11 protein-coding genes are annotated in these 12,125 nt (G+C 39.6%); 3 read left to right on the forward strand and 8 right to left on the reverse strand.

The window, feature by feature from the left end; genetic code table 11:
- Positions 1–236 precede the first annotated feature (236 nt).
- The gene (gene folD / locus ACFINU_RS06380; RefSeq protein WP_375618434.1) at positions 237–1,136 is read left to right on the forward strand and encodes a bifunctional methylenetetrahydrofolate dehydrogenase/methenyltetrahydrofolate cyclohydrolase FolD; all 900 of its coding nucleotides are present in this window, start codon (positions 237–239) and stop codon (positions 1,134–1,136) included.
- A gap of 51 nt (positions 1,137–1,187) precedes the next feature.
- Here the strand turns inward: folD and edd are convergent, their stop codons facing one another.
- The 8 genes from edd to ACFINU_RS06420 all read right to left on the reverse strand — a co-directional run bounded on the left by edd (position 1,188) and on the right by ACFINU_RS06420 (position 10,453).
- The gene (gene edd / locus ACFINU_RS06385; RefSeq protein ID WP_375618433.1) at positions 1,188–3,011 is read right to left on the reverse strand and encodes a phosphogluconate dehydratase; all 1,824 of its coding nucleotides are present in this window, start codon (positions 3,009–3,011) and stop codon (positions 1,188–1,190) included.
- Between the two features lie 55 nt (positions 3,012–3,066).
- Positions 3,067–3,819 (reverse strand): 6-phosphogluconolactonase, encoded by a 753-nt coding sequence (pgl, locus tag ACFINU_RS06390; protein WP_375618432.1) that lies wholly within the window; start codon positions 3,817–3,819, stop codon positions 3,067–3,069.
- Between the two features lie 10 nt (positions 3,820–3,829).
- Positions 3,830–5,302 carry a glucose-6-phosphate dehydrogenase gene (zwf, locus tag ACFINU_RS06395; protein WP_375618431.1) on the reverse strand — a complete coding sequence of 491 codons (1,473 nt, stop codon included), beginning with the start codon at positions 5,300–5,302 and terminating at the stop codon, positions 3,830–3,832.
- 120 nt (positions 5,303–5,422) lie between these two features.
- Entirely contained in the window at positions 5,423–6,706 is a 1,284-nt protein-coding gene (locus ACFINU_RS06400; RefSeq protein WP_375618462.1) for an NAD(P)/FAD-dependent oxidoreductase, read from the reverse strand.
- 11 nt (positions 6,707–6,717) lie between these two features.
- Positions 6,718–8,145: a glutamine synthetase family protein gene (locus tag ACFINU_RS06405; RefSeq protein WP_375618430.1), complete on the reverse strand. Its 1,428-nt coding sequence runs from the start codon at positions 8,143–8,145 to the stop codon at positions 6,718–6,720.
- A 457-nt stretch (positions 8,146–8,602) separates the two neighbouring features.
- A complete protein-coding gene (locus ACFINU_RS06410) occupies positions 8,603–8,818 on the reverse strand; it encodes a class I SAM-dependent methyltransferase (protein ID WP_375636605.1) in 216 nt (71 codons plus the stop codon).
- A 218-nt stretch (positions 8,819–9,036) separates the two neighbouring features.
- Entirely contained in the window at positions 9,037–9,603 is a 567-nt protein-coding gene (locus tag ACFINU_RS06415) for a hypothetical protein (RefSeq protein WP_375618429.1), read from the reverse strand.
- A gap of 724 nt (positions 9,604–10,327) precedes the next feature.
- Complete coding sequence (locus ACFINU_RS06420) at positions 10,328–10,453, reverse strand: hypothetical protein (protein ID WP_375618428.1); 126 nt, start codon at positions 10,451–10,453, stop codon at positions 10,328–10,330.
- A gap of 205 nt (positions 10,454–10,658) precedes the next feature.
- On the opposite strand from ACFINU_RS06420, the gene ACFINU_RS06425 reads away from it, so the two are divergent.
- Positions 10,659–11,492, forward strand: coding sequence for a hypothetical protein (locus ACFINU_RS06425; RefSeq protein WP_375667459.1), 834 nt, complete (start codon positions 10,659–10,661; stop codon positions 11,490–11,492).
- Between the two features lie 10 nt (positions 11,493–11,502).
- Entirely contained in the window at positions 11,503–11,991 is a 489-nt protein-coding gene (locus ACFINU_RS06430; protein WP_375618426.1) for a hypothetical protein, read from the forward strand.
- The last annotated feature ends 134 nt before the right edge of the window (positions 11,992–12,125 follow it).

Genomic DNA, 12,125 nt, shown 5'->3' on the forward strand with positions numbered 1-12,125 from the left:
ATTCACTATACCCACTTTGTATCTTCATTATTTTTGTTCTTTATCCAAAATTTATTCAAACAGCAATGTTGCTGCTTCTTTATAAAGCAATTATTTAAAAGTCTTCAAAACTATAAATCCACAGCATTATAAAACCATTTTTACTGTTCTCATATGAATATTGCTATAAAACTCTATCGTATTATTAGAAAATGCTTTACAAAAAAAACAAACAGCCTTACCGAAAGGATCTCTGAATGAATAATATTATCGACGGAAAAAAACTTGCTGAAGAGATTATTGTGAAAGTTAAGGCCGAAACAGCAAAGCTCCGCCATCACTATAATATACAACCTAGTATCGCTGTTATTATCGTTGGAGATGATCCTGCAAGTCAAGTATATGTCACCTCAAAAAATAAAAAAGCCGAAGAATGTGGGTTTCTTTCAATCAAACATGTCGTTTCTAAAGAAACGCAAGAAAAAGAACTCCTTCAACTTATTGCAACATTAAATTCTGATCCCAAAATTCATGGTATTTTGGTACAGCTGCCTCTCCCTGCTCATATGAATACAAATCGCATAACACAAGCCGTTGCTTTCCAAAAAGATGTTGATGGTTTTCATTATATTAATGTAGGAAAACTCGCAGCAAACGCACTTGAAGATGCGATGATTCCCTGCACTCCAGCTGGAGCCATGATGATGATTGAACAACACTGTGGGCAAGATTTATCTGGACTTGATGCTGTCGTTGTTGGACGCTCTAATATTGTTGGAAAACCTATGGCTGCCCTTTTAACAGCAGCCAATGCCACTGTGACAATTGCCCATAGTCGTACCCGTGACCTTGATGATGTGTGTCGAAGCGCTGATATTCTAGTAGCAGCTGTAGGCCGCCCACAAATGATTAAAAAAGACTGGATAAAAGATGGTGCAATTGTTATTGATGTCGGTATTAACCGCGTTGCTGCACCAGAAAAAGGTATAGGGAAAACACGTCTTGTTGGTGATGTCGATTTTGAAAACGTAAAAGAAAAAGCTGCTGCGATCACCCCTGTTCCAGGAGGCGTTGGACCAATGACAATTGCCATGCTTATGGTTAATACACTCAAAGCGGCTGCGCGATCACACAATCTGCCTATACCAAAATTCTAAAAATTGTAACAATTCCTTGTATATGGTTCAGCTTATTTATTTTTGCATTTTTCATGTCATAAAAACAGATGCCCCTTGATCTGCACGATTAACGGATTGACGAAAAACATGAAAAAGTTCGCGTCCAACACCATGTTCGTTTTTTGAAAGATCCGGAGGTATGATTTTTCGCGCGTTAAATTTTGCTAAATCCTCCAAAAGAGTTAATTTACCCTCATGAGCATCAAGAAAAACAATATCACCATCCTGCAAACGTGCAATGGGGCCATTATCCACTGCTTCTGGTGTCACATGGAGAGCAGCAGGAATTTTTCCTGACGCTCCTGACATACGCCCATCGGTTATCAATGCTACCTTTTGACCGCGATCTTGTAAAACGCCTAAAATGGTCGTTAATTTATGAAGCTCTGGCATACCATTGGCTTTTGGTCCTTGATAGCGAATGACAGCGATAAAGTCTTTATTATGCAACACTCCAGATTTAAAAGATTTTTGTAGTTCCTCTTGATCATTAAAAACAAAGACTGGTGCTTTAATCTGCCAATACTCTGGTTTAACAGAGGAAACTTTTATAATAGCTGTTCCCAAATCTCCTGATAAAACACGAAGACCACCATCAAGCTGAAATGGCTTTCTCCACCCCGCTAACACCTTATGATCACCACTTTCCTTAAGAGCCGCTTCACGTACCACATGACCATCAGCAGAAAGCTTTGCTTCAATTGCATAAGCATTGAGATCTTTACCAAAAACCGTAGAGACATCTTCATGTACCAAACCTGCCTCGATAAGCTCGCGAATAATAAATCCCATTCCCCCCGCAGCATAAAAATGATTAATATCTGCTAAACCGTTAGGATAAATGCGCGCTAAAAGAGGCACAACGGATGAAATTTCTGCAATATCATGCCATGTCAATTTAATACCGCAAACAGCAGCCATAGCAATCAAATGAATCGTATGATTGGTAGAACCTCCTGTTGCATTTAATCCTACAATGGCATTCACAAAAGAACGCTCATCAATGATCATACCAAGTGGACTATAATGATCACCAAGATCTGTCATTTCAAGTACACGTTTCGTAGCTTCTTTTGTTAAAGCATCACGCAATGGTGTATTCGCATTAATAAAAGAAGCTCCCGGCATATGAAGCCCCATCATCTCCAGTATTACCTGATTAGAGTTAGCTGTTCCATAAAATGTACATGTTCCTGGCCCATGATAAGAACGTGCTTCTGATGCTAAAAGTGTTTGGCGATCTATTTTATTTTCCGCGTAAAGTTGACGTATCTTCGCTTTTTCATCATTACCTTGACCACTTGTCATGGGACCAGCTTCTATAAAAATTCCTGGTAAATGACCAAATGTTAGTGCACCAATCAATAAACCTGGTACAATTTTATCACACACCCCAAGATACAATGCTGCATCAAAGACATCGTGTGATAAGCTTATAGCTGTCGCCATTGCAATTACTTCACGCGAAAAAAGGGAAAGCTCCATCCCCGCATTTCCCTGTGTAACACCATCGCACATCGCGGGAACACCACCTGCAACCTGTGCAACACCACCAGCCATACGGGCCGACTCTTTAATTAAGTGAGGAAACTTTTCAAAAGGTTGATGCGCTGAAAGTATATCGTTATATGCCGTGATAATGCCAATATTCCCAACGATATTTCCCTTCAAACGCTCTTTATCTATTGCACCACAAGCAGCAAAGCCATGAGCCTGATTGGCACATCCTAAAAAACTCCGTTTGGGGCGATGAACTTGTGCTTTTGCAATACGATCTAAGTAAATTTCTCGTGTTGATCGAGAACGTTCATAAATCCTTCGTGTAACTGTGGCAATTGTCTTGGAAAGTGCCATATTTCTCTCCCCCTTTCATTGTTTCTTCCCCTCATTCATTGAGAGAGATTACGTTTTATTCACCTTGTGTCGCATACTTTGATTCACTTATTTCATTTTCTGCAGGCGACCAATAAACCTGAACGAGATGAGGGGAATTACGCAAAATTGCCCGAATAGGCATTTCTATTTCAAACCCGTCTTGACAAGCTTCTTCAAAACAATCGCGTTTCTGAAAACCTTCGAAATGGAGAATAATACAACGAGATTGCATAATAACTGGCAAAGTTAGTGAGAGTCTTGGCTCAACAGCACTCTTAGCATGAAGGGGTAAAACAAGTGCTTGTGTTCGTAAATCAAGCGCTTGCTTTAAACGATCAGCATCAGGAAAAAAAGATGCCGTATGTCCATCCTCCCCCATTCCTAAAACAACAACATCAAAGGGTTTAGGCAAAGTATTAACACGACTCGCCGCTGAAAAAGCAGCAAGTTCAGCAGTAATTGCTTTATGATAAAGCCCTACAAAACGTGCTTTTTCGGCAAAATTTTGTAACAAATGACACCGTACCATATATTCATTTGAACGTTCATCGTGTGTAGGGACAAAACGTTCATCGACCAAAGTGATAATGATCTTTTGCCAATCAATATCCGCTTTTGACAAATAATGAAAAAACAATTCTGGTGTTTTACCACCAGACACCGCTAAAACTGCTCTCTTGCGCTCAAGAACAGATACACTAAGCTCTGCGGCTACTCGATCTGCTAATGCCAAGGCTAAAGTCTGAGGGGTTTCAAAATCTAAACGGTCAATATTCATTCTATACATACTTATTGCTCTAAACTAAATTGTTCCATATACGCCCATCACGTTCCATGAGGCTCATCGAAGCAGACGGCCCCCACGAACCAGCGTTATAACTGTGAACAGGCTGTTTTATTGCTTCCCATCCCTCAATGATTGGATCAATCCAACGCCAAGCAGCCTCAACTTCATCACGACGCATAAACAGTGTTTGATCTCCACGAATAACATCCATTAATAAACGTTCATAAGCATCAGGATTACGTTCAGAAAATGCGGAAGCAAAACTCATGTCTAATGGAATGTGACGAAACCGCATACCGCCATAACTTGGATCCTTAATCATCAACCATTGTTTTACACCTTCATCAGGTTGGAGACGAATTACAAGCCGATTAGAAAAAATTTCATCTAAATCCACATTAAAAATATTATGAGGAATAGGTTTAAAAACCACAACAATTTCAGACATTCGCGTGAACATGCGCTTACCTGTTCGTAAATAAAAAGGCGTATTAGCCCAACGCCAGTTATCAATCTTAACCTTAAGTGCTACAAATGTTTCACTCTTACTCACTCTTCCCAGATCATCAAAATAGGACTCTACCGATATACCATTTGATAGACCAGAAAGATACTGCCCACGTACAGTATGCTGCCCTACATTATGGACATCAAGCGGTGTTAAAGAATGTAAAACTTTAAGTTTTTCATCGCGCACAGCATTAGCACTGTTAGTAAATGGTATTTCCATCGCAACCAAACAAAGTAATTGTAGCATATGGTTTTGAACCATATCGCGTAGAGCACCAGTGCTTTCATAATATTCTGTACGCCCCTCTAACCCCAAAGATTCAGCAACGGTTATTTGAACATGATCAATATAATTGGAGTTCCATAGCGGTTCATAAAGTGTATTAACAAACCGCAATGCCATTAAATTTTGAACAGTTTCCTTCCCAAGATAATGATCAATACGAAAGATCTGCTCTTCATTAAAGGCGCTTGCAAATACATCATTAAGTGAAACAGCTGTTTTTACATCACAACCAATTGGCTTTTCAATGATAATCCGTGTTTGTGCTGTCACCAAATCATTTTTTTCCAACTTCATCGCAATATCAGCAAAAAGTAACGAACCAACAGCCAAATAAAAAGCTCGAATATCCGCTGAATCTTGTGACAGAAGAAGGGCTAAATCCTCCCACCCTCGATTTGAGGAAACATCAACAGAAACATAGCTTAAACGTGCAAGAAAACGATTGAGTTCTGTTGAATTGAGATCTTTTGGATGGATATGTTTTTCTAAAGAAATGCGGACAAAATTTTGATATTCTTCACAACTTAAGGAAGTGCGCGAAACCCCAATAATACGTGTTGGCTCACTGAATTGCCCAGCACACTGACAATGATACAAAGCCGGCAAAAGCTTGCGCAACGCCAGATCACCATTGCCACCAAAAACAATACAATCAAAGGAAGAAACTGGAATAATTTTACGCACCATGAACTTGTTTATTTTTCTATTCGATTATGAAATCCCATATCACTTATAAAAGCTTTCATCATTAAAGCAGACAGATACTAAATAAGCCATTAATTTTCTTCATTTCAAGCAATGTTTCCATTAAAGGCGATCCAATAAAGAAAACCAACGCATTGCTAAAAATATAAGCGGATAACGCAAAACTCTTCCTCCCGGAAAAGATGAAATCTTTAAGTCTTGGAAATAGGAAAAACGTTCATATTTTCCAGTTAACCATTCTGCGTATAATTTTCCCACGAAAGGAGCCAGCATAACGCCATGCCCTGAATAACCACCACAATAAGTCATCCTTGAAAAAATTTGGCGAACATAGGGCATGCGTTCAACTGTGATGGCAACCGTTGCTCCCCACCGATGGCTTAAATTGATAGAATGTAATTGAGGATAAATTTCAACAATTTGCCGTTTTATACGTTCATCTAAATTTAGAGGATGCTTATTATCATAACTTTCTACACCACCAAATAAGAGACGATTATCAATGCTTTTGCGAAAATAGCGAACCATAAAACGGGAATCATCAACCGATTCCCCCCCTATAAGAATTGAACTATGCTTTGGTAATGGGTCCGTTGCTCCAATATAAGAGCGAATAGAAACAATATTTTTTTCAATAAAACGCTCCAGACCAAGTTTATACCCATTTGTTGCAAGTAAAACATGCTCTGCTGTTACACTACCTTTTTCTGTTATTACTTTCCAATGTGCTCCCTTGCGCCTTACGGTCGTTACTTGTGACTTCTCATAAAGCTTAGCACCAGCATCTTGTGCTCTTTTTGCCAACCCAATAATCAATTTTAAGGGATTTATATGACCGGTATCCGCATCATAAATACCACCACAATAAAAAGTTGATCCAAGTCGCTCAAATGTTTCAGCCTTATCCATAAAAGTAAGTGCGTGATAGCCATAACGCTGCATCGCCTCAATATGCTGTTGATAAGAGAGAAGCTCACGCCTTTTATGAGTTACAGAAAGCTGTCCTCCTATCAAATCACAAGGACAATTAGGCATTGCGCATAAAGCTAAAATATCTCTTTTAGCTTCTTCTGCTAAATCAAATAGAGCTTTACTTCGCTCAAAACCAAACTTTTTTTCTAATGTTTCTACCCATTGCCGTTGCCCTGTTCCCAGCTGTCCACCATTGCGCCCTGAAGCACCATCACCAAAACGTGATGCTTCAAATAAAACAACATCTACTCCAGCCTTGGCTAAATGATAAGCAGCCGAAAGACCCGTAAATCCGCCTCCAATAATGACCACATCACACTGTCTGTTTTCACAAAAAGAAGGATAAGAGGGACGTTCTCTTAAAGCATCTTCATACCAAGAAATTCCTGGAGAAATTGAATTATAATCAATCATCGTCATAAAATTTAAACATTCAGCAGGAGATATTCACGCTCCCACGGACTGATTACTTCCATAAAAGTTTCAAACTCTTGTCGTTTGATTGCAGCATAAGTACTTACAAACACATCCCCTAAAATAGCACGTATCACTGTATCTTGTTCAAACAAATTGACTGCCTCAATGAGCCCACGCGGTAACTCAATATTATCAGCGTTTACATTATTTATCGCTGGCTCATCCGGCTCAATTTTTTGTTGCAAACCAATAAGACCACACGCTAAAGAAGCCGCAAGGGCTAAATAAGGATTCGCATCTGATGAAGGAAGCCTATTCTCAACACGTCGCGCTTGAGGAGCAGAACGGGGAACTCGAAAAGCTGTAGTACGATTATCATATCCCCACCGCAAATTAACAGGAGCCGAATTATCAGGGACAAGACGTCGATAAGAATTCACATAAGGCGCAAGCATCACAAGTACGCCTGGCATATGTTTTTGCAATCCACCAATAAAATGGCGAAAACAGATACTTTCTTCACCATTTTCCTGTGTAAAAATATTCATACCGGTTTTCTTATCAACAACCGATTGGTGAATATGCATAGCAGAACCCGGCTGCCCTTGAATGGGTTTTGCCATAAAAGTTGCATACATATTATGTTTTAGTGCTGCTTCACGAATTGTTCGTTTAAACATAAAAACTTGATCCGCTAATTCAATAGGATCACCATGACGTAAATTGATTTCAAACTGTCCTGCTCCTTCTTCATGAATGAGGGTATCAATTTCCAATCCTTGTGCCTCTGAAAATTGATAAATATCATCAATCAAATCATCGAATTCATTAACACCAGCAATGGAATACCCCTGTCCACCACCAATTGAACGCCCAGAACGACCAACCGGTGGAACTAACGGATAATCAGGATCGGGATTTTTTTGTACCAAATAAAACTCAATTTCTGGTGCCACAACAGGGCTTAAACCCATTTTTGTGTAAAAATGAACCACTGTTCGTAAAACATTACGTGGTGTGTAATCCACAACCTGACCATTTTGATACACAAGATCACAAATCACCTGTGCCGTAGGAGCATCTTCCCATGGAACAATGCTTAACGTAGAAAGATCAGGCTCAAGGCGTAAATCACCATCTGCTTTAGGATATTCAAAACCATGACCATCTTCCGGATAATCCCCTGAAATTGTTGCCATAAAAACTGCTGAAGGCAATGCCAATGATGTTTCCGATGTAAATTTTTTAGAAAGCATCATCTTGCCCCGTGGTACCCCTGCTTGATCAGGCGTAATACATTCAATATCCTCTACCTTACGAAAAGCAAGCCATTGTGAAACTTGTTCCCAATTGCGCACACCACGTAAACTTTTGAGAAAACGAGAGACAGGTTTAAAATTCTTACTTTTCGTTTGTTTACCATTTTTTACAGCCATAACATACCAACTTTAAAAACAATCAAGTCCTATTCTTATTGTATCAGCCCATGCATAAACGACACGAAAAAAATTTATCAACTGATATTTTTGAAGAATACTATAAGATCTATCAAGGTAAAAGAACTTTACGCTCAAAAAGCTATCCTATCACCATAGTGAAAAAATTGATATGCACCCGATACATCGGTGCGAACCTTCTCCTTATATAAAATAGCGAGAAATACCATATTGTACGTAACCTAATTCCGATTCAAATAATCATATATAAGCAAACATTGACGAGAATAATAAAGGCGAGATATTTAATTTCCTTTTGGTTGTAGCAATGCTTCATATTAAAAGAAAAGAAACTTTTCTTTTAATATGAAGCAAGTTTTGTAACTCTATTGTTATCCACATAGAAGTAAACACCCTAGGATGGTGAGTAGCCTTTACAGCTAGTGCTTACAAACACTCACCCCGCCATAATATGCGTAAATGTATTTTCAGGATAAGTCATACGCTCAGCATTTCCGACATGAAACTTAACCATCGTCTGCATAACAGAGCTATCAACCTTGTTCTGAGCGGATGGTACAGACTCTGCACTTATATCAATTCCCACCGCTTGACATTGCACTTCGCACACAATATTTAGAGCTGAGAATCTAGTAGAGCATACCAAATCCAATAGATAGGATTTTTTGCTAATTGCGCCATGTGTGATCCAACATTTGATAGTCTCCAGCCCACTAGGAGGTGTGTTATTTATATCTAAAAAGCCAAAAAATCAGGATATAAGAACACAATAATACCAATTTCCTTTTAACTAACGTCCTTTATCGTCGATCTTCCACCATCGTAAAATCTATTTTGTATCAGTTGCTTTCACATACTTTGACTTATGATCTAGTGATACTGTGCAGATTGAGTACACATCCCCAGAGCCCAGATTATAATTAAGTTCGTACCATTCTGCTCTTTTATAGAGCTAATATTTGAAAATAAATAACCATAATCTTTAGATATAATACGCCTAGGTTCAATAATTACCGTAAGCTTATGTAAATCACAACCCAATTGTGATAATGCCTCATAAATTTTACGAGGGTATTCGTCATTGACCGTCATGGCATCGCAGAACGCTGTGGAAGTCGGATATCCTCCGCCTAGACTGATAAAACTTTTTTGATCCTTCAATGCGTAAATATCCTTTCCAGCCTTAGTTAAGGTGGATACTATTAACTCAGTCGAATTCAAATTAGAGTCCACATGCAAAGGCACCCCATTAAGCCTAATCCTATTGGATTCTAGCAAAGATAATGCGGCACGTAACTTCGCCGCAGTCATACCAAAACACGATCTATCCCCGTTTGCCAGTACATGGCACAATCTCAATGAGATTTTAGGTAATATGTCAAAATGGCGTGCACGAGTGATAATGTCATGTAATTCGATAATAATCACACTGGACATTTATATGTTTTCTAATAGGATAATTCTATCTCTTCTCGAAGTTTTACAGGGATATTAAAAAATATATATCTACCTTTAAAACCATCTTTTTGCGCTAATGATATTTCATAACCAGACGCAAATTCCAAATCCCAGCAACATAACAAAGATACCCCGCACGTCCATTAAAATACCCTGCTTTTTCTCGCCCTAGGCATTCATAGCCCGACCGCGTAAAACAGGATACCAATTACAATATCAGACCATAAGGCTGCAAGAGAAAGTTCTTTTATATTTTTATCTTTACATTGCCTCTTAAACAAGCTCATCTGTTCATATAATGAGTTATATGTATAATACATATAACTTCTACAAAAGGAGGATTCATTATGTTCCGTAAAAATCTTTGGTAATACACTCGGATGATTGGATCACCTGTCGCCCGTCAATAATATAGTGCGAGTTAAGAAATTGGGGGAGGTAAGCTATGCAACTCGTGGATCATCCTTTTGTGAAGTTCGATCAACTCAAGCCGATTTACAACTTCATATATCCGTTATTTCGCACTATTTCAAATGAATTTTACGATTACCTAGACTTTAATAAACTAGCGCAAAGTAAGCAGATTCCACAAGCGCGTACCATTTCTCTTTATTTGCATATTCCCTTTTGCGAAACCATCTGTTCCTTCTGTCCCTTTCAGAAAGGGGCCTACAAGCACGTTAAGCAAATCGAATCTTATATGTCAGCGCTTACCACAGAGATCAGAACCAAAGGAAATTTCATTCGCTCGCTTAGAGGGTCCATCCGCAGCATCTATATAGGGGGGCGGCACACCGTCGCTTTTGTCCGCAGATAATATCCGACACATCGGAAAAGTATTGCATGCCGAATTTGAGCTCTCTTCCTTAACCGAATTTACACTGGAAAGCGAACCGAAGAGCGTCACAGGTGATAAACTTTATGCTGCCCGTGAGATCGGCGTTAACTGAATCAGCTTCGGCATACAGAGTTTCATTGAGCGTTTCCGATCATTGTTTAACCTCACCTCAACACGTGAACAAATCAACAATACCGTGGCTTGGTCACAAGACATAATTGGACATGTCGGTTTCAACCTACTATATGGCATGCACAGCCAGCAAGCTGAAGAACTATTATACGATTTGAAGCAAGCCAGCGAGCTTCACCCTGAAACCATCAACCTCTATGCAATCAACAATCTGGCTATCACGTCGCAACTGCATAAGTCTTACGCACAAAAAGGGCTAAAACCGTCCAGCCTACAGCATCGACAGATGCTTCGATTATTTAGCGATATCGTTATGCGCAGCTGCGGCTATGCGCCGTGTAATGGGCATTCCTATATCAAAATTGCCAATAACACTCCTCTAACGCTCGCTAAAACGAGTTCAGCTAATTATTTCCGCTATCACAAATATTTGCATGGTTATCATGACGATTATGTGGTTGGGTTTGGGGCGTCAGCACTGTCGATTCTCGGCTCACTTGTCACACGAGCCAATCCCAGTCGAAGCGGATACATTACCGACATACAACTTAAAGGAAAATCCAAAGTATACTACAATTGGGTATCAGCGGAGCAACAAGCCTCCAAGGCTTTGTGTATGCAGCTACCTTATAACGGCTATGCCAAAAAAGAAAGAATTGACTGGACCGCACTTCCCTCTTTCGTATACAATAACCTACAACAGCTCATAGGTGCAGGTCTCATCGCAGAAAGTGATAACAATCTCCAGCTGACTCAGCGTGGTTGGCAATGGTATTCCAACCTTATGTATTTTCTTCTACCTCAGGAAGACAGGAATATCTTGGACGGCTATGTTGCAAACATGCTGAATACAACCGCCGTACTTGATGGAACAGTGGAAACCTGTGTGGCATCTTAAGGAGAACAGAATGTTCACGCTTTTTGCCAACAAGAACATACGCTATTTTTGCCTAACCGTTAGTCTGCTCGCCTTACTCAGCGGTGCTTTACGCACTGCCATCCCGCTATTAGCAAGACAATCTGGATATGGTATAGTCGGAGTAAGTTGGGCGCAAGGTCTCTTCTCATTAGCGTGGCCAATTTTCGGCATCCTTGCAGGCGTTTTACTTAATCGCTGCGACAAAATAAAACTTGCCACCACAGCTCTCTTCATCTTCATGCTACTGCATATTGTACTGTTCGTACTGCTCATGATACAGATTGCTCCAGCCGAACAAATTTTCTTCTATGCAACCATTGCTGGATTCATCGTCGTTTCTGCCGAAGCTTATATAATGACGATTCCACCACTTATCATGGAGGGAGAGCGATTGATGACCTTCTACTCAATTGTCTTGTTTTTAGATTTCGGGGTCTCCTATTTTCTTGCCACTGTCATACAATGCTTTGATTTATAATGATAATCTAGCTCTGTTCATGTTGAATTAGACCCCCGAATAACGTAGGATTCTCTCATTTCAAACCTGCTTATCTTGAATCAATCAAAACCACTCATTTGCACATAACAAGTGGGATGAGTGTGTGGATCAAA

Origin of the sequence: Bartonella sp. AC130YNZD (assembly GCF_042196865.1) — a bacterium.
In the GTDB taxonomy this organism is placed as follows: Bacteria; Pseudomonadota; Alphaproteobacteria; order Rhizobiales; family Rhizobiaceae; genus Bartonella.

Bases quoted from the DNA above. Each gene is read 5' to 3' on its own strand.
- folD (WP_375618434.1), top strand. From the start codon at position 237: ATGAATAATATTATCGACGGAAAAAAACTTGCTGAAGAGATTATTGTG.
- edd (WP_375618433.1), bottom strand. From the start codon at position 3,011: ATGGCACTTTCCAAGACAATTGCCACAGTTACACGAAGGATTTATGAA.
- pgl (WP_375618432.1), bottom strand. From the start codon at position 3,819: ATGTATAGAATGAATATTGACCGTTTAGATTTTGAAACCCCTCAGACT.
- zwf (WP_375618431.1), bottom strand. From the start codon at position 5,302: ATGGTGCGTAAAATTATTCCAGTTTCTTCCTTTGATTGTATTGTTTTT.
- ACFINU_RS06400 (WP_375618462.1), bottom strand. From the start codon at position 6,706: ATGATTGATTATAATTCAATTTCTCCAGGAATTTCTTGGTATGAAGAT.
- ACFINU_RS06405 (WP_375618430.1), bottom strand. From the start codon at position 8,145: ATGGCTGTAAAAAATGGTAAACAAACGAAAAGTAAGAATTTTAAACCT.
- ACFINU_RS06415 (WP_375618429.1), bottom strand. From the start codon at position 9,603: ATGTCCAGTGTGATTATTATCGAATTACATGACATTATCACTCGTGCA.
- ACFINU_RS06420 (WP_375618428.1), bottom strand. From the start codon at position 10,453: ATGTGTCGGATATTATCTGCGGACAAAAGCGACGGTGTGCCGCCCCCC.
- ACFINU_RS06430 (WP_375618426.1), top strand. From the start codon at position 11,503: ATGTTCACGCTTTTTGCCAACAAGAACATACGCTATTTTTGCCTAACC.